Here is a 23,481-nt window from a genome sequence, read left to right as displayed (position 1 = left end):
CATACGACCTCGACCTCAGTCGGTGGTGTGTCGCGGCGGAAGCGACTCGTCCACCCCGTCGGCAGGCTCATCGCCGAGTGCCTCGTGGCGGCCGGCTCCGATACCGGCTCCGACACCGACCGGCTCCGGCCGGGCGGCCGCACTACCACCGGATGCCTCCGACGCGGCGGCCGCACTGGCGGACTGAGCGCGCAACTCGACCTGCGGCATGAGCAGCAGCACCAGGAAGCCGATGAACATCACGATCGCGGCGCACAGGAAGATCAGATCCATCGAGTCGGCGAAACCGACCTTGAAGGGGTGCGCGATGTTCGCGGGCACGTGCTGCAGGATGTTGGAGTCGTCCTGCACCTGCGCCGCGACCTTGCCCAGCACCTTCTGGTTGGCCGGGCTCGCGAGCGACGGGTCGGCCTTGACGGCCGCGCCGAGCGCATCCTTGATCTTGTCGCCGACCGTGCTGAACAGGATCGACAGGAAGATCGCGACACCGAGGGTTCCACCGGTCTGCCGGAAGAACGTCGCGGCGGCGGTGGCGACACCGATCTCGCGCGGCGGCACGGCATTCTGCACGATCAGCGTCAGCGGCTGCATACAGTTTCCGAGGCCGAAGCCGGTGACGAACATGAACGCCATGACCACGGCGAGGCTGGTGTCCGCGGAGACGGTCAGCCACAGGAGGACCAGGCCGACGGTCGCCAGGAGGGTGCCGAGGATCGGGAAGCCGCGGATCTTGCCCGTCTTCGCGGTGATCAGACCGGAGATGATCGCAGCCAGCATCAGGCCGCCGACCATCGGCAGCATCATCAGACCGGAGGTCATCGGCGACGCGCCGTGCACGATCTGCATGTAGAGCGGCAGCACGGTGATGCCACCGAACATGCCGATGCCGACGATCACGCTGGCGACGATCGTGACCGACGCCGCACGCAGCCGGAAGATGCGCAGCGGGATCAGGGCGTCGTCGCCCATCGCACGCTCGATCCAGATGAGCGCCGCGATGCCGATGACGGTGATCGCGAAGCAGATCAGCGACGTGCTCGAGGTCCAGCCCCAGCCGCGGCCCTGCTCGGCGACGGTCAGCAGCGGCACCAGCGCGACGACGAGCGCGGCAGCGCCCCACCAGTCGATCCGCGCCTCACGCCGCACGTGCGGCAGGTGCAGCGTCGCCGACACCACGAAGAACGCGACGATGCCGATCGGCACGTTGACCAGGAAGACCCAGCGCCAGCCGGTGACACCCAGGAACGAGTTGGTCTCGGCGAGGAAGCCACCGACGACCGGGCCGAGCACCGACGAGGTGCCGAAGGTCGCCATGAAATAGCCGGTGTACTTGGCGCGCTCACGCGGCGGCACCAGGTCGCCGATGATGGCCAGCACCAGGGTCATCAGGCCGCCGGCGCCGATACCCTGGAACGCGCGGAATGCGGCGAGCTCGTACATCGAGGTGGCGAAGGAACACATCGCCGAGCCGAGGATGAAGACGCCGATCGCGAAGATGAAGAGCTTCTTGCGGCCGTAGAGGTCGCCGAGCTTGCCGTAGATGGGCGTCGTGATCGTCGAGGTGATCAGGTATGCCGTGGTGACCCAGGCCTGGATCGACAGGCCGTGCAGGTCGTCGGCGATCGTCCGGATCGCGGTGCTGACGATGGTCTGGTCGAGCGCGGCGAGGAACATGCCGAGCAGCAGGCCGGAGAGAATCGTCAGGATCTGCCGGTGGCTGTACTCACCGTTCGCGGGCGCCGGAGCGGCAGCCTTGGGGGTGCTCACGAAGCATCCTTTCGAGTGGTTGGTGGAAATTCGGGAAAGTCGGCGCCCTGCGTGCGGGCCCGGTCGATCTCGGTCGTCAGATCACCGATGAACTCGCGCAGGTACCGGGTGAAGTCCCGTGCCTTCTCGTCGTCCCAGTCGGCGAGGATCTGCTGGAACCAACGGCCGCGACCGTCCTGCAGGCGCTGGACGAGGCTCGCGCCCTCCTCGGTCAGGGCGACATGCTGTGCCCGGCCGTCGTCGGGGTCGGAGACCTTCGCGACCAGGTCGTGCCCGACCAGGTTGCTGACCTGACGGCTGACCGTCGAGATGTCGGAGTGCACCAGTTCGGCCAGGGCCGAGACCCGCGCCGGACCATGCCGCAGCGCGAAGAGCACCGGGTATGACGACGGCTCGATGCCCGGGTGCACGCGCGGCGAATGGTGCCGGATCGCCTCGATCTTCTTCACCAGTTGGATGAGCTCGGTGGACAGCTCCATCGCAACGGCGTGCTCGATGGGCATGAGATTCCTGAGGGGAGAGTCGGTTTCGATGATTGGGGCCAGCAGAGCGTCGGTCCGGGGCGGGCCGTGTGATCCGAGTAACTTGCTTGCGGCATACAACTATATTCATCGGATGCCGATGAATCAAATCGGCTGTGCTTGTCAGGGCGTGATGGTGAGGGCGTCGAGGACCCGGGCGGCAACCGCCTCGTCGCCCTCGACGGCATAACGCAGCTGCGCGGTCGGCACTCGGCCGGCGCCGCGTCGGGTGAGCGCCTCGGTGGTCAGCCGGATGGTGGTCATCGAACCGGGCGGTATGACGATCACTTCGCCGGTGGTGTCGTCGGTCTCGTCCACATGTGCCTGACCGGAGAAGAGCGGCTCGCCGCGCAGCGACCCGTCATGGCTCGTCGTGATCCGCACGCCCTCGCGGGCCAGCACCGGGCCGGTGCACTCGATGATCACCGAGGTGCCGGGTTCGAGGCCGGCCCGGGCGGCCCGGCGCGGCAGGGCGTCCAGGATCGCGGTGACGAAGGTGGCCGCGGCCGCCGAGTCGAGGTTGCCCGGCCGGTCGAGCGCTTCCCGCAGGTCCTGCTCGTGGCACCAGATGTCGATGATGCGCAGCATCAGCTGGGTGGCCACGGTCCCCTTTCCACCGACCAGTGGCGGCATCGGGCTGTCCAGCGTGAGCTCCGGGTCACGCAACGCGCGCAACCGGCGCGGCAGCACGTGGGCCAACTCCTGGACGACCTCGTGCCCGCTGCGAGGTCGCCGTGCTTCCACGGACTGCTCCATGAACCGGCCAACGTCATGCCGGATCCATTCGTGGTCCGGGACGTCGACGTCTTCCTCCGGGTTGCCGGCCAGCAGCGACTCCAAGCCGGCGACATGCGAGATCTGGTCCTTCACCGTCCAACCCGGGCACTGGGTGGGGAGGTCGAAATCCGCCGGCCGACAAGTCATCCCGAGCTCGAGCACGGCCTGCACCGTCTCGGCATACGCCGTGACCATCTCGTCGAGTCCTTCGGGCGGGAGCGGTCGTGTCGGCATACCCCCACGGTAATGGCTGCGTCCCGGGCGACCGAGGCAACGACCCACAACTTGCCGATCTAGGCTTTTCGGCGTGACCTCTCCGCCCACCGCCCGTCCGAGCTCGCGCGCCGGAGCGCTTGCCGGCACGATTCTCGCCGGTCTGATCGCCTGCGCGGTCGCCGCGAAATTCACCGGCGCGACCGACAAGCTGGAGCTGGTGGACAGCGGCGCCTTCGTCCGCTGGGCGCTGCCGCTTTCGACGACGGTCTTCCAGCTGGCGATGGCGCTGACGATCGGCCTGCTCCTGCTCGGCGGGATGTTGATGCCCGAGGGCGAGAAGACCGCCCGCCGCATCCGGGTCAGCCGGTATGCCGCCTGGTCGGCACTGACCTGGGCCATCGCGGCAGTCGTCAACGTCGTGCTCAACTACGCGGACGTGTCCGGCACGCACGTCGGTTCGAGCGGTTTCTGGTCGGCCGCCTGGCAGTCGACCTGGGAGCTGGAGCTGCTGCGCGCCCCGGCGATCAACGCCCTGGTCGGCCTCGGCATCGCCGTGTTCTGCTTCATCGGCGCGGGCCGCGCCACCCAGGCCGCGCTCTTCTTCGTCGGCATTGCCGGACTGTGGCCACTCGCGCTGGTCGGCCACGCCGCCGGCAGCGACGACCACGACGCGGCCGTCAACTCGCTGATCTTCCACCTGCTCGGCGTCGCCGTGTGGGTGGGCGGCCTGATCGCCATACTCCTGATGTGGTCGCGGCTCGGCAAGGGTGCCCCGGACGTCGTGGCGCGGTTCTCCACCGTGGCGACCTGGTGCATCGCGATGGTCGGGTTGTCGGGTGCGCTCAACGCGTGGATCCGGCTCGGCGGCTTCGGCGGGCTCGGCTCGAAGTATGGCGTCGTGGTGCTCGCCAAGATCGCCGCGCTGGTCGGGCTCGGGGTGCTCGGCTGGTTCCAGCGGCAGAAGGTGATCGCCCGGCTGCGTGCCGACCGGACGTCCAAGCCGGGTCGGGCGGCGTTCGCGCGGCTGGCCGGTTTCGAGGTCCTGGTGATGGGTGTCGCGATCGGTCTCGGCGCGGCCCTGTCGCGCTCGCAGCCGCCGGTGTCCGGCGAATCGCCGCTCAACACCACGGACATCGCCTTCTCGCTCACCGACTACCCGACGCCGTCGCCGCTGGAGACCGGCAGCTGGTTCCTCGCCTGGCGGGTGGAGTGGCTCTTCACCGCGGTCGCGGTGCTCGCGCTCGGCGTCTACCTGAACTGGGTATGGCGCCTGCACCGCCGCGGTGACAAGTGGCCGATCGCCCGCACGGTCTGGTGGGTCTGCGGCTGGGCGGCGTTCGTCTACTTCTCCGACGGCGCGCCGGCGATCTACGGCCACGTCATGTTCTCGATGCACATGCTGATGCACATGGGCGTCTCGATGTTCGTGCCGATCTGCCTGGTGCGCGGGGGGATCGTGACGCTGGCGATGCGTGCGTTGCCGAAGCGGCACGACGGCACCCTCGGCCCCCGCGAGCTGATCCTCGCCGTGGTGCACTCGCGCATCTTCGCGTTCTTCGCCAACCCGATCATCGCGGCCGTGCTGTCCTTCGGCACGCTGATCGTCTTCTACTACTCGCCGTGGTTCTACCTGGCGCTGACCACGCACACCGGGCACATCCTGATGGTCGCCCACTTCACGATCACCGGATACATCTACGCCTACTCACTGGTCGGCATCGACCCCGGCCCGAAGCGCTGGGCGCCGCCGATCCGCATGCTGATCCTGTTGGTGGCCATCGCTTTCCACGCCTTCTTCGGCGTCGCGATGATGACCGGCACGACGCTGCTGGCGCCCGACCTCTTCACCGTGCTCCACCTGTCCTGGGTGCGCGATCCGCTCGTCGACCAGCAACGTGCCGGCACTGTCGCCTGGGGGGCGGGTGAGTTCCCGACCTTCATGCTCGCGATGCTGATCGCGAGGGAGTGGTACCGCAGCGACCGTGCCGAGGGCCAGCGGGCCGAACGCCAGGCCGAGCGGGACGGCGACGCCGAGCTGCACGCCTACAACGACTACCTGGCTTCCCGGGCCCGGGCCGAAGCGGCCCATGAGAAGGACTGAGGATCATGCGGATTGCTGTCATCCAACTGGCGTATGACGACGACGAGTCCCTGACGGACCGCACCGACCGGGTCGTCGGGCTGGTGCGGGCCGAGGCCGGCGCCGACCTGGTGGTGCTGCCGGAGCTGTGGTCCGCCGGTGGCTTCTCCTACCGGGACTGGCCGGCACGATCGCAGGACGTCGGAGGCGCGGTGGTTTCGGCGCTCGCGGGCGCCGCGCGGGATGCCGGGGTGTGGTTGCACGGCGGGTCGATCGCCGAGCACCCCGCGACCGGCGAGACCGGGCCGGAGGGGAAGTCGCTCTGGAACACCTCGGTGCTTTTCAGTCCCGACGGATCGCTCGCGGCGACGTACCGCAAGATCCACCGGTTCGGGTTCGCCGGTGGCGAGCCGAAGCTGATGGAAGCCGGCACCGACATCGTGGTGCGGGACATCGCCGGGCTCCGGTCAGGGCTGTCGACGTGCTACGACCTGCGCTTCCCCGAGCTCTACCGGGCGCAACTCGACCAGGGCGCAACGGCTTTCGTCATACCGGCTGCGTGGCCGGAGGCCCGCGTCGACGCCTGGAGTCTCCTGCTGCGCGCCCGGGCGGTCGAGGACCAGTGCCTGGTGATCGGCTGCAACACCGCGGGCACGCACGCCGGCACGCCGATGGGTGGGAGGAGTGCGGTCATCGCGGCCGATGGTTCGGTGCTGGCCGAAGCCGGCAGCGGCGAGGAAGTCCTGCGTCTCGACGTCGACCCGGCTGCGGTGCATGAGTTCCGCGAGACGTTCCCGGTGCTCCGCGACCGCCGCATGTGACTTTCTCGGACCGTCCGGTGACGGCCGAGACCGGCCGACCGATCGAAGAGTCGACGGCTGCGGTGATGACGATCGCGCCAGCTGGCGGAACGAGCGAGCGTGCGAGCCGTTCTGCCAGCTGACGGGTGAGGAATCAGCGCCGAGGACTCAGCTCTCGGCGACGAGCGCGCTCGCGAAGCCGAGCATGACCACACCGGTGGCGCCCTCGATGCTGCGCCGGACGGTGATGCGCTGCAGGACGCGTGTGGCGACGCCTGCCGCCGCGACGAGCCCCACGAGCACGAACAGGCCGACGGCCGCGAGGGTCATGGCGTAGGCGAGCAGCGTTGCGACGCTTGCGTGTTCGCCGACGAACTGCGGCAGCACCGCGATGTTGAAGGCCAGCACCTTCGGATTGGTGATGTTGCACAGGAATCCCTGGCGCACGGCGGACCACGGGCTGCGCCGCAGCTGGGGCACGGAGTCGGTGCCATCCGTGTTGCGCATCCGCCAGGCCGCACGGATCGCCAGGAACCCCAGATAGGCGAGGTATGCCGCACCCGCCCACTTGATGATCCGGAAGACCGTCTCGGCGTGCACCAGGATCGCGCCGAGTCCGGATGCGGCGAGCACGCCCTGCACGACGTTGGCGACCAGGATGCCGACGACCGTCCACGCGCCGCGCCGCCTGCCACCGAGGAGCGTGCTGCGCAACGTCAGCAACGAATCGGGGCCGGGCGCGATAGCCAGCACGGTGGCGAGTGCGACGAAGGACAGGTACTGCGTCATGCGAAAAATGGTAGGACCGCGCCGTCACACGGACGAGTGTTGGTGCGACATACCTCGATCGCAACCGTCGGGCCGCCTGCCGGCCACCGTTTCCTTCCCGGGTTGTCGGGTATCACGCCTACGCTCAGAATGAGCCCGGCCCGGCGCGCCCGCACTCGGCGGACGCCGCCGCCCGACAGTCGGCCGGGCCGGAGGTGTTACGGGTGACCACCCTTTCCGTTCCCACCGACCACTGGACCGTCGACGCGCTCCTGTCGCGGTATGACGAGGTCCGCTCCTACACCGAACGGCTCGCAGCGCCGCTGTCCCCGGAGGACCAGACGGTGCAATCGATGCTCGACGTCTCACCGACGAAGTGGCACCGAGCGCACGTCACCTGGTTCTTCGAGACGTTCGTGCTCGCCGAGCAGGAGCGCGACTTCGCGCCATACCAGGACAAATACTGGTTCCTGTTCAACAGCTACTACGAGGCGGTCGGGCCGCGTTACGCCCGCGCCGAGCGTGGGCACATCAGCCGCCCGGGTGCGCACGACGTCGGCACCTACCGCGGCAATGTCGACGCCCGCATGCGAGACCTGATCGACACGCTCGACGGGGGCGCGCTGGAGCGGCTCACGTCGACCATCGAGCTGGGGTTCAACCACGAGCAGCAGCACCAGGAGCTGCTGCTGATGGACATCAAGCACGTGCTGTCCGTCAACCCCTTGCAACCGGTGTATGCCGGCGCACCCGAGCCTGTCTGCACGCCCGACCCGCTCGGCTGGGTCGACGTGGACGGCGGCCTGGTCGAGATCGGCCACGACGGCGGCGGGTTCTGCTTCGACAACGAGCTCCCACCGCACCGCACCTACCTGGAGCCCTACCGGCTCGGTGACCGGCTGATCACCAACGGCGAGTGGCTCGACTTCATGGCCGACGGCGGCTACGACCGCGCCGGGTTCTGGTTGTCCGACGGGTGGGGCCACGTGCAGCAGGAGGGCTGGCGGGCGCCGTACTACTGGCAGCAGATCGACGACATCTGGTTCGAGCACACACTGCACGGCACGTTCCCGGTCAATCCGGGCCTGCCGGTGACCCACCTGAGTCACTACGAGGCCGACGCCTTCGCCAGCTGGGCCGGCAAGCGACTGCCGACCGAGGCCGAGTGGGAGCACGCGGCACGCACCATGCTCGGAGATCCGGACGACACCGCAAATCTCGCGAATTCGCAGAGTTACCATGCACGTTCGGCTCCTCCGGCCACCGGTCGACTACGGCAGATGTATGGCGACTGCTGGGAGTGGACCTCCTCGGCATATCTTGCCTATCCGGGTTTCCACCCGGCGGAGGGCGCCATCGGCGAATACAACGGCAAGTTCATGTCCGGCCAGATGGTGCTGCGCGGCGGCTGCGCACTGACGCCGCCGGGGCACGCGCGGGCGTCATACCGCAACTTCTTCCCGGCGGGCGCGCGTTGGCCGATGACGGGCCTGCGACTCGCCGAGGGGAGTGCATCGTGAGTCCCAGGCCGGAGCCGGTCGTCTCGGTGCTGCTCGATCCGGACCGCGCCGGTGACAGCCTGATCGAGGACGTGCGCCGCGGCCTCGGCAGCCAGCCGCGCACGATCTCCCCGAAGTGGCTGTATGACGATCGCGGCTCGGAGCTGTTCGACCAGATCACCAAGTTGCCGGACTACTACCCGTTCGCCGCCGAGCACGAGATCCTCTCCGACTTCGCCCCGCAGATCGCAGCTGCCAGCGGGGCGAGCACGCTGATCGAGTTGGGCAGCGGCACCAGCGAGAAGAGCCGGATCCTGCTGGACGCGTTCACTGCGACGGGCCGGCTGCGGCGGTTCACGCCTGTCGATGTGTCGGAAGCGACCCTGCGGCAGGCGACCGAGACGCTCGCGGAGCGCTACCCGGGCCTGCGGGTGGAGGCCGTCGTCGGCGACTTCACCCTGCACCTGGCCCAGCTTCCCGCCGGTGATCGCCGCACCATCGCCTTCCTCGGCAGCACCATCGGCAATCTCTACCGCGAGGAGCGCGCCGCGTTCCTCGGTGCGCTGAGCGACGTTCTGGTTGCTGGTGATTCGTTGCTGCTCGGCGTCGACCTGGTGAAGAGCGCGGATCGACTGGTTGCGGCATACAACGACCCGGACGGGGTGACCGAGGACTTCGTGCGGAACGTCCTGCACGTCCTCAACCACGCATTGGGCAGCGAGATCGACGTGGACGGCTTCGCCTACGTGCCGTTCTGGGACCCGCACATGGAGCGCATGGACCTGCGCCTGCGCGCAGAGATGCCGCAGCGGGTCCGGCTGCCCGGAGCAGGGCTGGACTTCACGCTCGCCTCCGGCGAGGAGGTGCGGGTGGAGATCTCGACGAAGTTCCGGATCAGCGGGATCTCCGGTGAGCTGGAGGACGTGGGCCTGCCGGTCCGGCAGGTCTGGACCGACCGGGCGGGCGACTTCGCCGTGCTGCTGGCCGCCAAGCCGACCGGCTGAGGGCGACGTTCGACCCCGCGCGATCATGGGGGTATGACGAGAATTCGCGTGCGTGCCCCGGAGCTCCTCGGTCGGGGCTGGCTCAACACCGGCGGGGAGCAGGTGCGCCTCGCGGACCTGCGCGGCAAAGTTGTGGTCCTCGACTTCTGGACCTTCTGCTGCGTCAATTGCCTGCACGTGCTGGACGAATTGCGCCCACTGGAACGCGAATTCGCCGATCAGCTGGTGCTGGTCGGGGTGCACTCGCCGAAGTTCGAGCACGAGGCCGACCCGGTCGCGCTGGAGCAGGCTGTCGAGCGTTACGCGGTGCACCACCCGGTGCTGGACGACCCGGAGCTGACCACGTGGGGCGCGTACACGGCCCGTGCCTGGCCGACGCTCGTCGTCATCGACCCGGAGGGTTACATCGTCGGGCAGTTCTCCGGTGAGGGGCATGCGCACGGGCTGACGGTCCTGGTCCGGGAGCTGCTGGAGGAGCACCGCGCGAAGGGCACGTTGCGCACCGGCGACGGCCCGTATGTCGCACCCGAACCGCCCGCCACCGCGCTGCGATTCCCGGGCAAGGTGGCCGCGGTGGGTGATGGGAGCTACCTCGTTTCCGACACCGCACACCACGAGGTCGTGCACCTCGAGGCGGATCTGGAGACCGAGCGCGCCCGCTACGGCGGGGACACCTTCGACTCGCCGCAGGGCGTGCTGATGCTGCCCCTCGACGTCGCCGAGCGTGTGGGGTATGACGCCGTCGTGGCGGATTCCGTGCGGCACCAGATCTTTTCGATCCGCCTGTCGGACGGTCAGGTTCGCGCGCAGGCCGGCACCGGTGAGCAGCTGCGGGAGCGGTCCGGCAGTGGTGCCGCGCTCAAGCAGCCGTTGTCGACGCCCTGGGACGTCGCGTGGTGGATCGATCGGGTGGTCATCGCCATGGCCGGCACTCACCAGCTGTGGGCGCTGCACCTCGCCGCGGATTCGAAGGACAACTCGGTGGCAGTGCTCGCCGGCACCAGCCAGGAGGGCCTGCGCGACGGCGATGCACACGACGCCTGGATGGCTCAGCCGTCCGGACTCGCGACATCGGGCGACGGCAGCAAGGTCTGGATCGCCGACTCCGAGACCTCCGCATTGCGGTCGATCTCCTTGTCGGACAGCGGTTTCCGTCTCGACTCGTATGTCGGCAAGGGCCTCTTCGACTTCGGTCACGTCGACGGTCCGGCCAGCGATGCGCTGCTGCAGCACCCACTCGGCGTCACCGAGCTGCCGGACGGCAGCGTCGCCATCGCGGACACCTACAACGGAGCCATCCGACGCTTCGACCCGGCGACCGGCGAGGTGTCGACTCTGGCGTCGGATCTGGCGGAGCCGAGTGACGTGCTGGTCGAAACCGACTCCGACGGCACCCGACTGCTGGTGGTCGAGTCGACCGCGCACCGAGTCACCCGAGTCGCCATACCCGCTGATGCTGCACGGGTTTCGGGTGCCGCGCTGCGCACGCAGCGGTCGGTGACCGAGGTCGCGCCGGGCGCGCTGCGACTGTCCGTCGGCTTCGTGCCGCCCACGGGGCAGAAGCTCGACAAGCGGTATGGCGACCCGACGCAGCTCACCGTGTCTGCCACTCCCGAGGGTCTGCTGGTGAGCGGCGCCGGCGCCGCGCAGGGCCTGGAGCGGACTCTCGAGCTGTCCGGCGAGATCACCGAGGGCGTGTTGCACGTCTCCGTGCGTGCCGCTGCCTGCGACGGCGCCCCCGTCACCGGCGAGCTGCCCGAACACGCGGCCTGCCATGTCTACCAACAGGATTGGGGCATCCCGGTCTCGCTGATCGAGGGCGCCACAGACCGCCTGGAGCTGGCCCTCCGCGCCACGGACTGATGGCGGATCGAGCAAGGCCTTGACGTTGTAATCCTGTAAGCGTGTAATCAATAGATGAACGAGATCGAAGGATGGTTCGCCGGGCGCTTGCCCGACGATTGGTTCGAGGGTGTTCCGGAGGTGACGATCGACCGCGACGAGATCGTGGTCGTCGGCACGTTGACGGCGCCGACAGTGGACAAGTCTGACGAGGGCGCCGATCAGGACGGAGCCCGCGCCGCGGAGAGCGGCCGCATCAAGCGCTGGCGTGAGGACACGCGCGGCAAGCGGATGCGGATCGCGGACGAGGCCCAGCGGCGCTTCGGCGGCAAGGTCGCCTGGGGTGCCGTCTGCGGGGAGACGCGAGAGGTCTTCACCAACCTGTCGGTGCCGGTGATGACCCGGCTGCGGCAGCCGGAGCGCCGGGTGCTCGACACCCTGGTCGACGGCGGTGTCGCACGGTCGCGGTCGGAGGCGTTGGCCTGGTGCGTGCGGCTCGTCGGCCAGCACGAGGACGACTGGATAGGCCGGCTGCGCGAGGCGGTCGCCGCCGTCCATGAGGTGCGCGACGACGGCCCGGCCGCCAAATCGTGATCAGCTGACGGTGAATTCCGTTGAGGCGCCGGTGAAGTCGGTGATCTTGCCGGTCAACGGCGCCTTCGACGAGCCATGGTGCACGATCCGATACGTCCCGGTCGGCGCATCCGTCGGGATGTCCCAGGTGATCGTTGCCGTCGAGGAGCCCAGCAGCACATCCGTGCGCTTCCAGACGAACTTCGTGGCGAAGTCGCCGTCGTCCTGCACGCGCTTCCACGACAGCCCGACCTTGCGCTGCACCTCGAGGAACGTCCCGCCGCGGCGCAGGTTGTTCTTCGGATGCCCGGTCACGAACTCGACCTTGGCCTGCGACCCGCGATCGTATGACGTCGCGGGAGCAGTCACCACCTGGCCGAACTTCTTGCCCAACGGCGGATTGTCGTAGACGACCCCCGGCACCAGATCGATGAAGCCCAGCGGCGACGGTGCACCGGCGCTGCCGACCGGCACCGGCGTGTTGTCCTGCAGCTTCTTGGCCAGGCCCGCCAGCTCCTGTTGGTAGGCGCACAGCTCGTAGCGACCGTAGAGCGTGGATCCGCCCTCGTACTGCTGGGACGCGTATTCCTCTGGCGTTGTGACGTATTCGGCATACCCGTTGGAGTAGGACTGGATCATCACCTGCTCGATCGGCACACCGAGTTCGGCTGCGACCGAGCGCCGGATCCGCAGGCCGGCGACGATCGTCACCTCGCACGGGGTGCACACGATGTGGAACTGGCCGATCTTCAGCACCTGGATCAGCACCCGGCTCGGCGCGGCCCCGACGAGGCCGACGGGCAGCGTGCACAGCTTGGGCTGCTGCTCGGCGAGCATCCACCCGGGCGACGGCGGCATCGACGGCAGCATCGCCCACAACTTCGCCAGCGGACCGGTCCAGCCCTCCGGGTAGCCCAGGCCGGGGCCGTCCTCGACGCTGCCGGCGAGCATCGACGCACCGATCACCGCCGGCGTCGTGTGGTGCTCCTGGCCGTCCGGCGTCCACTTCGAATCGATAGCGATGTCACCGATATCGATGTATGTCGCGATGCTTCCGATCGACCCGGATATCGGCTCGCTCGCGGACTTCCAGGCCTGCTGCATTGCGGCCTTCTGCCGGTCGCCGATGATCGCGATGTTCCGCCACGGATCGTCGGTCGGACCGGTGCCGGGCTTCAGCTCCAGATTGGGGGACATGTCGCCCGCGGCCGACTGTGCGAACGCCGCGACGAACTTCGGCTGACCTGCGAGGTAGTCCTGGCCGAGTTGCTCGCGCTCCCACGACCACGCGGCATACCCCTTGTTGTCCCCGCTGACAAGGAGATTCGTGTTCGGCAGCGACGTGCCGTGCGTCGGGAACCACGAGATCGCACCGACGTCCGTGCTGCCCTGCTTGAAGCGCCAGACGATCATGTGCGGGTCGATTGCGTCCGGGAAGGCGGCCTTGTCCGAGTCGGGGTTGAGGTCGAATGCCTTCTGCGATCGGTTGCGGCTGGCGTTGTCCAGGGTCGTGTGTCCGACGCTGATGCTGCCCGGCTTGAGGTCGTCGTGGGCGGCGCTGATCGCGTCGACGAAGCCGTCGACCATCGCGTCGAAGGTGTCCTGCTGGAAGCCCAGGATCGCCAGGTTGTAGATGAAATCGTGCGAGCAGCCGCCCGGTGTCGAGTGCGAATGCGTAGCAGTGACACAGACATTCGTGTAGTCGTAGGTGCCGGGATACTTGGCCATCAGTTTCGCCACGATGGCCGCATGGGCCGCGACCGGGATGAGCGCCTGGTCGGCCACGCACCACGCGATCCGCTTGCCGGTCGCCCGGTCGACGACCACGAAGGCGCGGGCGCGGAGCCGCATCGAGATGCCGTTGTCGATCTGCTGCGGCATCGAGTAACCCATCATGCCGTTCTCGGCACACGCCCCGGTCGTGTCGCCGATGCCGCGGCCGACGAGGTATGCCGAGTCGGTGCTCGCCTCGGCGTCGGGGGCGCCGCCGACTGCTGTGACTGCGACCGCTGCGCCCACGCCGGCAGCAGCAGTGCCGCGCAAGACGGTCCGGCGGGTGGGCTGGGTCTTCTCCTCGTGAACCGTCATCGCACGGTCTCCTTCGCCTGAGGGTGCGCGGTCCGCCCGCGCCGACGATTTCGACTATGACAGGGATCACGCCACGAAGGTGGACAAGCGACCAACAAATATGAACAACTGACCAAGTCGGCTGATCCACCATGCCGAATGACGGCTCCCTCGCCGAGTGACGGCGAGATTGGACCGTCACTCGGCGAAGAAGCCGTCATTCGGGATGGGTGAACGCCGAGAGGCCCGGAGAACCAACCCGCGAACGGGTGATTCTCCGGGCCCTCTCGGTGTGTTTCTGAGCCTGTCGATGTGAAGGGGAACGCCGACGGGCTCAGGGGCGAAGGATCAGAAGGACTCTTCCGGCAGGTCCATCAGGTCGAGGCCGGTGGACTCGGCGATGGCGCGCTCGGCGGTGATCTTCGGCAGCACGGTGGCGGCGTAGAACTTCGCCGCCGCGACCTTGCCGCGGTAGAACGCCTCGTCCGAACCGGCGTCGCCGGCGTCGAGCCGGGCCTGCGCGACCTCGGCGCCACGGACCAGCAACCACCCGATGACCAGGTCGCCGGCGGCGAGCAGGAAGCGCGAGGTGTTGAGGCCGACCTTGTAGATCTCCTTGGCCTTGCCCTCCTCGAGCGCCGACATCGCCGTGGTGGCAAGCCATTCGGCGATGCCCTGCACGTCGGCGAGCGCGGTGCCGAGCAGCTCGCGCTCGGCCTGCAGGCCGTCGTGTCCGTCGCCGCCCTTGACGGTCTCGGTGATCAGTCCGGCCAGGTGCATCAGCGATGCGAACTGGTCCTTGACGATCTTGCGGAAGAAGAAGTCCTGACCCTGGATCGCGGTGGTGCCCTCGTAGAGCGTGTCGATCTTGGCGTCACGGACGTACTGCTCGACCGGGTAGTCCTGCAGGAAGCCGGAGCCACCGAAGGTCTGCAGCGACTCGGTGCCGAGCAGCACCCAGGCGCGCTCCGAGCCGACGCCCTTGACGATCGGCAGCAGCAGATCGTTGAGCTTGCCGGCCATCTCCGCGGGCGAGCCGGCCTCGGGCTCGGAGCCGGTACGCAGGAACTCCGCGTCGACGATGTCCTGCTGGCTGGCGGTGTAGAGCACCAGCGAGCGCAGGCCCTCGGCATACGCCTTCTGCAGCATCAGGCTGCGGCGCACGTCCGGGTGGTGGGTGATCGTGACGCGCGGTGCGTCCTTGGCCGGCGTGGTCATGTCGGCGCCCTGCACGCGCTGCTTGGCGTAGTCGAGCGCGTTGAGGTAGCCCGTCGACAGGGTGGCAATTGCCTTGGTGCCGACCAGCATTCGCGCGTGCTCGATGACCTGGAACATCTGCGCGATGCCGTTGTGCTCGTCGCCGAGGAGCGTGCCGACGGCCGGCTCGCCGTCGCCGAAGGTCAGCTCGCAGGTCGTCGAGACCTTCAGGCCCATCTTGTGCTCGACGTTGGTCGTGTAGACGCCGTTGCGCTCGCCGAGCTCGCCAGTCTCGAGGTCGACGTGGTACTTCGGCACGATGAAGAGCGACAGGCCCTTGGTGCCGGGGCCGGCACCCTCCGGGCGGGCGAGCACGAAGTGCACGATGTTGTCGCTCATGTCCTGCTCGGCGGAGGTGATGAAGCGCTTCACGCCGGTGATGTGCCACGTGCCGTCGGGCTGCTGGACGGCCTTGGTGCGGCCTGCTCCGACGTCGGAGCCCGCGTCCGGCTCGGTCAGCACCATGGTGGCGCCCCAGGAGCCCTGGGCGATCCACTTGGCGAGCTTCTTCTGGTCGTCGGTGCCCAGCACGTTCATCAGGCGAGCGAACGAGAACGTCGCGGCATACATGCCGATCGCCGGGTTCGAGCCGAGCACCAGCTCGTTCATCGCCCACTTCAGCGACGGGGGTACGACGGTGCCGTCGAACTCCTTGGGCAGGTCGACGGCCTGGAACCCCGAGTCGAGGTAGGCCTGGTAGGACTTCTTGAAGCTCTCCGGCAGCGTTGCAGTCTTGGTCTTCGGGTCGTAGACCGGCGGGTTGCGGTCCGAGTCGAGCAGGCTGTCGCCCAGCTCGTTCTCGGCCAGTCGGGCCAGCTCCTTGATCATTTCGCGTGCGGTGTCGGCATCGACCTCGTCGTACGGGCTCGAACCGAGAACATCCTCGCGACCCAGGAGTTCGAAGAGGTTGAACTCCAGATCGCGGGTGTTGCTCTTGTAATGGGACATGGCTCTGGCTCCTCCAGATGGGCCTACTCGTCAGTAACTTCATTGTGCTACTCGCCAGTACATCAAGCAAACCCGGGGTCGGTATGCCGAATGACGGCATCCGTGACGACCGTGGTGCGACGGGGTATGACGTGGTCGGGCTGCCGCCCGTAGTTGTATGGCGGCACGAGGCGACGGGAGTGTAGGAATGGCGCAGGCGGATCAACATCTTGAAGTGGAGCGCAAGTTCGCGCTCGGCCCCGACGACGCGCCGCCCGACCCGGTGGACTGGCCGGGCGTCGACACCGCGGCGGAGCCACAGCGGTTCGAACTCGACGCGCTCTACTACGACACCGGCGACATACGGCTGGCGAGGGCCGGGGTGACCCTGCGGCGGCGGACGGGTGGTGGTGACGACGGCTGGCATCTCAAGGTGCCGGGCGAAGGGGAGGGGCGGCTCGAGCACGGGCTTCCGTTGGATGCGGCCGCCGACACGCCGCCGGAGGAGTTCGCCAGGGAGGTGGAGCACCTGACCGATGGTGAGCGGCTCCGACCGATCTGCCGGGTCCGCACCAGCCGGGTGGAGCGCCGGCTCGACGGGCCGGCGGGGCCGGTCGCGACGATGTGCGACGACCGCGTCACGACGCACAACCTGCTCGACCCGACGCTGGACCAGAGGTGGCACGAGCTCGAGGTCGAGCTCACACAGGACGGCACGGTGGACTTCCTGGACGCCGTCACCGCGCACCTGACCTCGCTCGGCATACCGGAGGTCTCGATCGCGTCGAAGCTCAAGACGGCGCTGACGCCTCCGGGCCGGTCCGGCTGAGGGACAATCGGCGGGAAGGAGGTGCACGATGCGTCATACCGATGAAGCCCCTGCAGTTGCCGAAGCGCTGGGCCAACTGCGCGAGAAGGGCGAGCGAGTGACCGCGGCGCGACGGGCGGTGCTCGAGGTGCTGGACGAGGCGCGCGGTCACCTGTGCGCCGAGGACATCGCCGAGCGGGTCGATGCCGCCGAGCCCGGTGTGCACCGGGCGACCGTTTATCGATCCCTGCAGTCGCTGACCGAGCTGGGCATCGTCGCGCACACCCATGTGCCGGGCAGTGCCACGATCTACCACCTGAAGCACTCCGCGGCGTCGCGGCACAGTCACGCGCATCTGCAGTGCACGACGTGTGAGCGGTTCTTCGACATACCGACCGAGTGGCTGGAGCCGCTCGGAGACCGCATGCGGGACGAGCTCGGGTTCGAGCTCGACGCCCAGCACGCCGCGCTGCTCGGCACCTGCGCCGACTGCCGCGCCGACTCGCACAGCTAGCGCCGAGTCGCACACCTGCAGCTGTGCGGCTCGGCGTTCACTGTGCGGCTCGGTGGCTACTCCTTGGCGACCAGCGTCAGCACGTCGTATGTCGCCACGGCCTCGCCGTCCTGGTTGGTGACCAGGCAGTCCCAGCGGACCTCGCCGTAGTCGGCGGTCTGCCGGGGCGTGATCTGCTTCGCGGTGAGCTTGACGCTGATCGAGTCGCCGGCCTTGACCGGAGTCAGGAACCGCAGGTTGTCGACGCCGAAGTTGGCCAGCACGGGGCCCGGGTTGGGCTCGACGAAGAGGCCGGCGGCGAGTGACACGATGAGGTAGCCGTGCGCGACGATGCCGCCGAAGATCGGGTTCTGAGCAGCCGCCTCGGGGTCGGTGTGCGCGTAGAAAGTGTCGCCGGTCTTTGCCGCGAAGTCGTTGATGTCGTCGAGGGTGATGGTGCGGCTGCCGGTCTCGACGGTGTCGCCGATCTGCAACTGTGCCAACGACTTTCGGAACGGATGCATGTCGGCGGCGGCACGTGCCGAGCCGGTCGTCCAGCGCCCGGTGATCGCGGTCAGCATGTCCGGCGAGCCCTGTATGGCGGTGCGCTGCATGTGGTGCAGGATGCCGCGGACACCGCCGAGCTCCTCGCCGCCGCCGGCGCGTCCGGGGCCGCCGTGCACGAGCATCGGCAGCGGCGAGCCGTGGCCGGTGGATTCCTTCGCATCATCGCGGTTGAGCACCAGAATGCGACCGTGCCAGGGGGCGACGCCGCGCACGATGTCCCGGGCGACGTCGGGGTCGTTGGTCACGACGGATCCGACTAGGCTGCCCTTGCCGCGAGCCGCCAATTGCACTGCGTCAGAAGTGGATCCGTAGCCGATCACCGATGCGACCGGGCCGAAGGGCTCGACGTCGTGCACCTGGGTGGAGTCGGCATGTGCGCGGAGGAGCACCGGCTGCATGAACGCGCCGCGCTCGTCGCCGACAGTGGCGTGGGGGTCGCCATACACGACATCGGCGGCGGAGCGCAGCGCCTCGATCGCCTTACGCACCTCGTCACGCTGCGCGAGTGAGGTGAGTGGTCCCATGCGAGTGGTCTCGTCGCGCGGGTCGCCGACGGTGGTCTTGTCCAGGCGTGCGCTGATCGCCTCGATGACCGGGTCGATCATCGGCTCGGGCACGATCACCCGGCGAATGGCGGTGCACTTCTGGCCGGCCTTGACGGTCATCTCGGTGACGACGCCCTTGACGAAGAGGTCGAACTCCGGGTCGTCGGTCGTGACGTCGGTGCCGAGCACTGAGCAGTTGAGCGAATCTGCTTCCACGCCAAGGGAAACCCCGCCGTGCAGCACCGACTCGTGCCGCCGCAGGATGCCCGCGGTGTGTGCGGATCCGGTGAATGCGACGGAGTCCTGCACGGTCAGCTCGTCGAGCAGTGTGCCGGCGCTGCCGGCGAGGAACTGCAGGCTGCCCTCGGGCAGGATCCCGGCCTCGATGATGCGACGCACCGCGAGTTCGGTCAGGTATGCCGTCTGGCTGGCCGGCTTCACGATGCTCGGCAGGCCGGAAATGAAGGCGGGAGCGAGCTTTTCGAGCATGCCCCAGACCGGAAAGTTGAACGCGTTGATCTCGACGGCGACGCCGGGGCGCGAGGTGAAGACGTGCTGCCCGACGAAGGTGCCGCCCCTGCCGAGCTGCTCCAGGGGGCCGTCGGGGGCGACGGTGGAGTTGGGCAGCTCGCGGCGGGCCTTGCTGGAGTAGCTGAAGACGGTGCCGATGCCGCCGTCGATGTCGACCCACGAATCCTTTTTGGTGGCACCGGTTTTGAAGGACGCGTCATACAGCTCGTCCTTGATCTCCGGCTTCGACAGGAGCAGTGCGACCTCCTTCATGAGCATGGCGCGCTCGTGGAAGGTCAGCTCCCGTATGGCGGGCCCGCCGGCCTCCTTGGCGTGACGGACCATCGCGGCGAGATCCACGCCGACGCTGCTGATGCGGGCGACCGTCTCTCCGGTCGTGGCATCGAGCAGGGGGTCGCCCTCGGCATCGGACCGAAACCACGATCCTGCGGCGTAGCTCTCGAGCATGCGTGCATCTGTCACCGGGGACTCCCTCGTCGTTGCCAATGGCGGCCGTCACGTGCCAGACTAATAACTGACCACTCGGTCTGTAAATAGCGCAGGAGGACACCGTGCAGGTTGATCAGGCTCCGCTGGAGGAGGCCTTCGCAGCGACGATCGCCGCCAACGACCGCATCGAGCCGCGCGACTGGATGCCGGACGACTACCGCAAGACGCTGATCCGGCAGGTCGCGCAGCACGCGCACTCGGAGATCATCGGCATGCAGCCGGAGGGCAACTGGATCACCCGCGCCCCGTCGCTGCGGCGCAAGGCGGTGCTGCTGGCCAAGGTTCAGGACGAGGCGGGCCACGGGCTCTACCTCTACTCCGCGACCGAGACGCTGGGTGTCTCGCGCGACGAGCTGACCCGACGGTTGATCTCTGGCAAGCAGAAGTACTCCTCGATCTTCAATTACCCGACGCTGACGTATGCCGATGTCGGCACCATCGGCTGGCTGGTCGACGGCGCCGCGATCTGCAACCAGGTGCCGCTGTGCCGGACGTCGTACGGGCCCTACGGGCGCGCGATGATCCGCATCTGCAAGGAGGAGTCGTTCCACCAGCGGCAGGGTTACGAGCTGCTGATGACGATGATGCGCGGCACGGACGATCAGCGCGCGATGGTGCAGGAGTCGGTCAACCGCTTCTGGTGGCCGGCGCTGATGATGTTCGGCCCGCCGGACGGCGATTCACCCAACACCGCACAGTCGATGGAGTGGGGCATCAAGCGCCATACGAATGACGAGCTGCGGCAACGGTTCGTCGACATGTCGATGTCGCAGGCGGAAGCGCTCGGTGTCACGTTCCCGGACCCGGAGCTGAAGTGGAATGCCGAGCGCGGCTCCTACGACTACGGCGAGCCCGACTGGGAGGAGTTCTGGCACGTCGTCAAGGGCAACGGCCCTTGCAACACCCAGCGAGTCGCGCACCGCAAGGCGGCGTACGACGAAGGCGCCTGGGTCCGAGAAGCCGCGATGGCATTCGCAAATTCAAGCGGGTCGAGTAGCCGGGGGAGCGAAGCGGAGGAGGCGTATCGAAACCGCGAGGGTCTCGATACGGTCTCGCCTAGCGGCTCGCCCTACTCGACCCGCAGTGAGGACTCGAAATGACTGACAACACATCAAATTCAGCCGAATGGCCGCTCTACGAAGTCTTCATCCGCAGCAAGCGCGGACTCAACCACGTGCACGTGGGTTCGCTGCACGCTCCCGACGCGGACATGGCGCTGCGCCACGCGCGTGACGTGTACACCCGCCGCAACGAGGGCGTGTCGATCTGGGTCGCGAAGTCCGCGGACATCACCGCGTCGAGCCCGTTGGAGAAGGACCCGCTCTTCGCTCCGAGCGGCGACAAGGTCTACCGGCACCCGACCTTCTACGACATCCCCGCTGATGTCCCCCACATGTGAGGCACCCATGAGTGAGCACATCCAGCAGGACGCCGAGGGCGCGCACGACAACGCGTATGCCGGGCTGCTCGGCAACGACGCGCACTGGGCGTTCGGCACCGACTTCGAGGACCCGCTGGCGGGTGTCGACACGACAATCCCGGACGGCATCGATGCGGCCGAATTGGCGCAGTATTGCTTGATGCTCGGCGATGACGCACTCATCTATGCGCAGCGCCTGTCGGAGTGGACCAGCCGTGCGCCCGACCTCGAGGAGGACATCGCGATCGCCAACATCGCGCTGGACCTCGTCGGTCAGGCACGGTTGTTGCTGGCCCGCGCGGCTGCCGCGGATCCGTCGCTGGTGCCGTCCCTGCCCGAGGGATCTCCGGTCCCCGACGAGGACCGGCTCGCCTACTTCCGCGATGCCGGCGACTTCCGCAACGTGCGGCTGGCCGAGGTCCCGAACGGCGACTTCGCGGAGCTGGTGACCCGGCTGCTGGTGATGTCCACCTGGCGGCTGGCGATCCTGCAGCGGCTGGTCGACCACGCGGATGCCGTGGTCGCGGCGATTGCCGCCAAGGGCGTGAAAGAGCTTGCCTACCACCGGGATTTCGCCGGGCGCTGGTTCGTGACACTCGCCCGGGGCACGGAGGAATCCCACCGCCGGTTGACCGACGCGATGCGCATGGTGTGGCCGCTGATCCCCGAGCTGACGACGTCCACCGAGCCGGAGAGCCGCGTCGGGGTCGACCCGGCGTCGCTGGCCGCTGAGGTCGGTGTGGTGCTCGACCAGGTCCTGGCCGTCGCAGGTATGACGGCACCGGACCTCCCGGCACTCGCGGGCGTCCGTGGCCGCACCGGTCGGCAGGGGATGCATTCCGAAGCATTCAGCATGCTGCTCGGCGAAATGCAGGTGGTCGCCCGGGCGCACCCGATGGGCAGGTGGTGAGCATGGTCGAAACACTGGAAGCCACCGCGGTGGAACGTGCTTGGCGGATCGCGTCGGAAGTCACCGACCCGGAGCTGCCGATGCTGACCCTCGCCGATCTGGGTGTGCTGCGGGACGTCCGCCAGGATGACGACGGCACGATTGTTGTCGCGATCACCCCGACGTACACCGGGTGCCCGGCGATGGCGACGATGCGGGACGACCTCGTGCACCGGCTGACCGACGCAGGCTTTTCGTCAGTGCGGGTGCGGGTGCAGCTCAGCCCGCCGTGGACCACCGATTGGATCACCGACGAGGGCCGGAAAGCATTGTCGGACAACGGCATCTCGCCGCCGGGACAAGCTCCGCGCGGCCCGATATCGCTGCAGTTGGCGCCGACCCGGCGCGCCATACATTGTCTGCAGTGTGGGTCCGGCGACACCGAGGTGACCAGCGAGTTCGGCAGCACGGCGTGCAAGGCGCTCTACCGCTGCCGTGCCTGCGGCGAACCCTTCGACCACGTGAAGGAAATCTGACGTGACCACCCTGACGCCCGAGAGCGACATCAATTCTCGGACTGCACCCTTCCGCCGTCTCGTGGTGCGCGATGTCGAGCAACTGACCGACGACTCCGTCGCCGTGACGTTCGACGTGCCCGATGAGCTGAAGGACGAATTCGCTTTCGCCGCAGGGCAAGCGCTCACGCTGCGTCGCGTCGTCGACGGTGTCGAGCACCGGCGTACCTACTCGATCAGCTCACCGGTCGGCAGCCTGCCGCGCATCGGTGTCCGCGAGATCCCGGACGGTCTCTTCTCCAAATGGCTGGTGCACGAGGTGCGGCCCGGCGACACCATCGAGGTGCAGCGTCCGAGCGGCAGCTTCCGCGCCGAGCCCGACCAGCCCGCGCGGCACCTGTGCATCGCAGTCGGCTCCGGCATCACGCCGATGCTCTCGATCGCGTCGTCCGTGGTGACACATCCGGAGTCCACGGTGACCATGCTCTACGGCAACCGCGCCACCAACACGGTGATGTTCGCCGAGGAGCTCGCCGACCTCAAGAACGCCAATCGCCAGCGTTTCGACCTGATTCACGTCCTGTCGCGCGAGCCGCGCGACGTCGAGCTCTTCTCCGGACGGCTCGAAGGAGACCGCCTGCGCACCATCCTGCGGGAGTTGGTGCCTTTGGCGCAGGTCGACCATGTCTGGTTGTGTGGCCCGATCGACATGTTGACCGAGACGCGCTCCGTGCTGGAGGAGCTCGGTGTCGCCAAGGACCGCATTCACTACGAGCTGTTCTACGTCGACGCGCCGCCGCCGCAGCTGCGGCATGCCGACGCCATCGTCGAGGGTGAAACCTCGTCATTGACAGTGGTGCTCGACGGTCGCAGCACCACCACGGCGGTCCCCAAGACGACGACCGTACTTGACTCCGCGCAACAGAAGCGGCCGGACATGCCGTTCGCGTGCAAGGGCGGCGTGTGCGGCACATGCCGCGCCAAGGTCACCCATGGCGAGGTCGAGATGGCCCGCAACTACGCCCTCGAGGACGCCGAGGTCGAGCAGGGCTTCGTCGTCACCTGCCAGAGCTTCCCGATCAGCGACGAGGTCACCGTCGACTTCGACGCCTGAGCACCACCCGAT

20 protein-coding genes are annotated in these 23,481 nt (G+C 68.1%); 13 read left to right on the top strand and 7 right to left on the bottom strand.

Translation table 11 applies throughout. The features are described from left to right. Positions 1 to 15: 15 nt before the first annotated feature. The 3 genes from VG502_RS07395 to VG502_RS07385 all read right to left on the bottom strand — a co-directional run bounded on the left by VG502_RS07395 (position 16) and on the right by VG502_RS07385 (position 3,299). A complete protein-coding gene (locus VG502_RS07395) occupies positions 16 to 1,767 on the bottom strand; it encodes an MDR family MFS transporter (protein ID WP_325549391.1) in 1,752 nt (583 codons plus the stop codon). Continuing rightward, positions 1,764 to 2,270, bottom strand: coding sequence for a MarR family winged helix-turn-helix transcriptional regulator (locus VG502_RS07390; RefSeq protein WP_325549390.1), 507 nt, complete (start codon positions 2,268 to 2,270; stop codon positions 1,764 to 1,766). The genes VG502_RS07395 and VG502_RS07390 overlap by 4 nt, the downstream gene beginning before the upstream one ends. 141 nt (positions 2,271 to 2,411) lie before the next feature. Next, the gene (locus VG502_RS07385; RefSeq protein ID WP_325549389.1) at positions 2,412 to 3,299 is read right to left on the bottom strand and encodes a maleylpyruvate isomerase family mycothiol-dependent enzyme; all 888 of its coding nucleotides are present in this window, start codon (positions 3,297 to 3,299) and stop codon (positions 2,412 to 2,414) included. 73 nt (positions 3,300 to 3,372) lie between these two features. Between VG502_RS07385 and VG502_RS07380 the strand changes: the two genes are divergently transcribed. Together VG502_RS07380 and VG502_RS07375 are read left to right on the top strand one after the other, a co-directional pair. Beyond that, positions 3,373 to 5,382, top strand: a complete 2,010-nt coding sequence (locus VG502_RS07380) for a bifunctional copper resistance protein CopD/cytochrome c oxidase assembly protein (protein ID WP_325549388.1) — start codon at positions 3,373 to 3,375, stop codon at positions 5,380 to 5,382. A 5-nt stretch (positions 5,383 to 5,387) separates the two neighbouring features. Continuing rightward, complete coding sequence (locus tag VG502_RS07375; protein WP_325549387.1) at positions 5,388 to 6,182, top strand: carbon-nitrogen family hydrolase; 795 nt, start codon at positions 5,388 to 5,390, stop codon at positions 6,180 to 6,182. Between the two features lie 147 nt (positions 6,183 to 6,329). Here the strand turns inward: VG502_RS07375 and VG502_RS07370 are convergent, their stop codons facing one another. Continuing rightward, entirely contained in the window at positions 6,330 to 6,950 is a 621-nt protein-coding gene (locus VG502_RS07370) for a LysE family translocator (protein WP_325549386.1), read from the bottom strand. 203 nt (positions 6,951 to 7,153) lie between these two features. Here VG502_RS07370 and egtB point away from each other — a divergent pair, with 203 nt between their 5' ends. Genes egtB through VG502_RS07350 form a run of 4 tightly spaced genes read left to right on the top strand, consistent with a single transcriptional unit; the run spans position 7,154 to position 11,868 of the window. Continuing rightward, entirely contained in the window at positions 7,154 to 8,449 is a 1,296-nt protein-coding gene (gene egtB / locus VG502_RS07365; RefSeq protein ID WP_325549385.1) for an ergothioneine biosynthesis protein EgtB, read from the top strand. Then, the gene (gene egtD / locus VG502_RS07360; RefSeq protein ID WP_325549384.1) at positions 8,446 to 9,432 is read left to right on the top strand and encodes an L-histidine N(alpha)-methyltransferase; all 987 of its coding nucleotides are present in this window, start codon (positions 8,446 to 8,448) and stop codon (positions 9,430 to 9,432) included. Before egtB ends, egtD begins: the two co-directional genes overlap by 4 nt. Positions 9,433 to 9,465: 33 nt before the next feature. Next, on the top strand, positions 9,466 to 11,295 hold the full coding sequence (locus VG502_RS07355; protein WP_325549383.1) for an NHL domain-containing thioredoxin family protein: 1,830 nt from the start codon (positions 9,466 to 9,468) through the stop codon (positions 11,293 to 11,295). 54 nt (positions 11,296 to 11,349) lie between these two features. Then, positions 11,350 to 11,868: a hypothetical protein gene (locus VG502_RS07350; protein ID WP_325549382.1), complete on the top strand. Its 519-nt coding sequence runs from the start codon at positions 11,350 to 11,352 to the stop codon at positions 11,866 to 11,868. Here the strand turns inward: VG502_RS07350 and VG502_RS07345 are convergent, their stop codons facing one another. Both VG502_RS07345 and VG502_RS07340 read right to left on the bottom strand, forming a co-directional pair. After that, a complete protein-coding gene (locus VG502_RS07345; RefSeq protein WP_325549381.1) occupies positions 11,869 to 13,935 on the bottom strand; it encodes a neutral/alkaline ceramidase in 2,067 nt (688 codons plus the stop codon). It abuts the gene before it with no gap. Positions 13,936 to 14,262: 327 nt separating this feature from the next. Beyond that, positions 14,263 to 16,119 carry an acyl-CoA dehydrogenase gene (locus VG502_RS07340; protein ID WP_325549380.1) on the bottom strand — a complete coding sequence of 619 codons (1,857 nt, stop codon included), beginning with the start codon at positions 16,117 to 16,119 and terminating at the stop codon, positions 14,263 to 14,265. Positions 16,120 to 16,333: 214 nt separating this feature from the next. Between VG502_RS07340 and VG502_RS07335 the strand changes: the two genes are divergently transcribed. Both VG502_RS07335 and VG502_RS07330 read left to right on the top strand, forming a co-directional pair. Beyond that, on the top strand, positions 16,334 to 16,927 hold the full coding sequence (locus VG502_RS07335; RefSeq protein ID WP_325549379.1) for a CYTH domain-containing protein: 594 nt from the start codon (positions 16,334 to 16,336) through the stop codon (positions 16,925 to 16,927). Between the two features lie 28 nt (positions 16,928 to 16,955). After that, positions 16,956 to 17,420, top strand: coding sequence for a Fur family transcriptional regulator (locus tag VG502_RS07330; RefSeq protein ID WP_325549378.1), 465 nt, complete (start codon positions 16,956 to 16,958; stop codon positions 17,418 to 17,420). 56 nt (positions 17,421 to 17,476) lie between these two features. On the opposite strand, the gene paaZ is transcribed toward VG502_RS07330, so the two are convergent. Beyond that, complete coding sequence (gene paaZ, locus VG502_RS07325; RefSeq protein WP_414655716.1) at positions 17,477 to 19,489, bottom strand: phenylacetic acid degradation bifunctional protein PaaZ; 2,013 nt, start codon at positions 19,487 to 19,489, stop codon at positions 17,477 to 17,479. 104 nt (positions 19,490 to 19,593) lie between these two features. Here paaZ and paaA point away from each other — a divergent pair, with 104 nt between their 5' ends. Genes paaA through paaE form a run of 5 tightly spaced genes read left to right on the top strand, consistent with a single transcriptional unit; the run spans position 19,594 to position 23,469 of the window. After that, positions 19,594 to 20,631, top strand: coding sequence for a 1,2-phenylacetyl-CoA epoxidase subunit PaaA (paaA, locus tag VG502_RS07320; RefSeq protein ID WP_325549376.1), 1,038 nt, complete (start codon positions 19,594 to 19,596; stop codon positions 20,629 to 20,631). Next, positions 20,628 to 20,930, top strand: a complete 303-nt coding sequence (paaB, locus tag VG502_RS07315) for a 1,2-phenylacetyl-CoA epoxidase subunit PaaB (protein ID WP_325549375.1) — start codon at positions 20,628 to 20,630, stop codon at positions 20,928 to 20,930. Before paaA ends, paaB begins: the two co-directional genes overlap by 4 nt. A gap of 7 nt (positions 20,931 to 20,937) precedes the next feature. Next, the gene (gene paaC / locus VG502_RS07310) at positions 20,938 to 21,861 is read left to right on the top strand and encodes a 1,2-phenylacetyl-CoA epoxidase subunit PaaC (RefSeq protein WP_325549374.1); all 924 of its coding nucleotides are present in this window, start codon (positions 20,938 to 20,940) and stop codon (positions 21,859 to 21,861) included. A gap of 2 nt (positions 21,862 to 21,863) precedes the next feature. Beyond that, on the top strand, positions 21,864 to 22,376 hold the full coding sequence (gene paaD / locus VG502_RS07305) for a 1,2-phenylacetyl-CoA epoxidase subunit PaaD (protein ID WP_325549373.1): 513 nt from the start codon (positions 21,864 to 21,866) through the stop codon (positions 22,374 to 22,376). Position 22,377: 1 nt separating this feature from the next. After that, entirely contained in the window at positions 22,378 to 23,469 is a 1,092-nt protein-coding gene (gene paaE / locus VG502_RS07300) for a 1,2-phenylacetyl-CoA epoxidase subunit PaaE (RefSeq protein ID WP_325549372.1), read from the top strand. The last annotated feature ends 12 nt before the right edge of the window (positions 23,470 to 23,481 follow it).

This window comes from Flexivirga sp. (assembly GCF_035551235.1).
Taxonomy (GTDB): Bacteria; Actinomycetota; Actinomycetes; order Actinomycetales; family Dermatophilaceae; genus Flexivirga.
The sequence above is the reverse complement of the archived record's forward strand: the minus strand, read 5'-3'. Positions and strand labels throughout refer to the sequence as shown.

Excerpts from the sequence above, each read along its gene's own strand:
- VG502_RS07385 (WP_325549389.1), bottom strand. The coding sequence starts at position 3,299 with ATGCCGACACGACCGCTCCCGCCCGAAGGACTCGACGAGATGGTCACG.
- paaZ (WP_414655716.1), bottom strand. The coding sequence starts at position 19,489 with ATGCTCGAGAGCTACGCCGCAGGATCGTGGTTTCGGTCCGATGCCGAG.
- VG502_RS07355 (WP_325549383.1), top strand. The coding sequence starts at position 9,466 with ATGACGAGAATTCGCGTGCGTGCCCCGGAGCTCCTCGGTCGGGGCTGG.
- paaC (WP_325549374.1), top strand. The coding sequence starts at position 20,938 with ATGAGTGAGCACATCCAGCAGGACGCCGAGGGCGCGCACGACAACGCG.
- paaB (WP_325549375.1), top strand. The coding sequence starts at position 20,628 with ATGACTGACAACACATCAAATTCAGCCGAATGGCCGCTCTACGAAGTC.
- VG502_RS07390 (WP_325549390.1), bottom strand. The coding sequence starts at position 2,270 with ATGCCCATCGAGCACGCCGTTGCGATGGAGCTGTCCACCGAGCTCATC.
- VG502_RS07370 (WP_325549386.1), bottom strand. The coding sequence starts at position 6,950 with ATGACGCAGTACCTGTCCTTCGTCGCACTCGCCACCGTGCTGGCTATC.
- VG502_RS07375 (WP_325549387.1), top strand. The coding sequence starts at position 5,388 with ATGCGGATTGCTGTCATCCAACTGGCGTATGACGACGACGAGTCCCTG.
- VG502_RS07340 (WP_325549380.1), bottom strand. The coding sequence starts at position 16,119 with ATGTCCCATTACAAGAGCAACACCCGCGATCTGGAGTTCAACCTCTTC.
- paaD (WP_325549373.1), top strand. The coding sequence starts at position 21,864 with ATGGTCGAAACACTGGAAGCCACCGCGGTGGAACGTGCTTGGCGGATC.
- VG502_RS07330 (WP_325549378.1), top strand. The coding sequence starts at position 16,956 with ATGCGTCATACCGATGAAGCCCCTGCAGTTGCCGAAGCGCTGGGCCAA.
- VG502_RS07345 (WP_325549381.1), bottom strand. The coding sequence starts at position 13,935 with ATGACGGTTCACGAGGAGAAGACCCAGCCCACCCGCCGGACCGTCTTG.
- VG502_RS07350 (WP_325549382.1), top strand. The coding sequence starts at position 11,350 with ATGAACGAGATCGAAGGATGGTTCGCCGGGCGCTTGCCCGACGATTGG.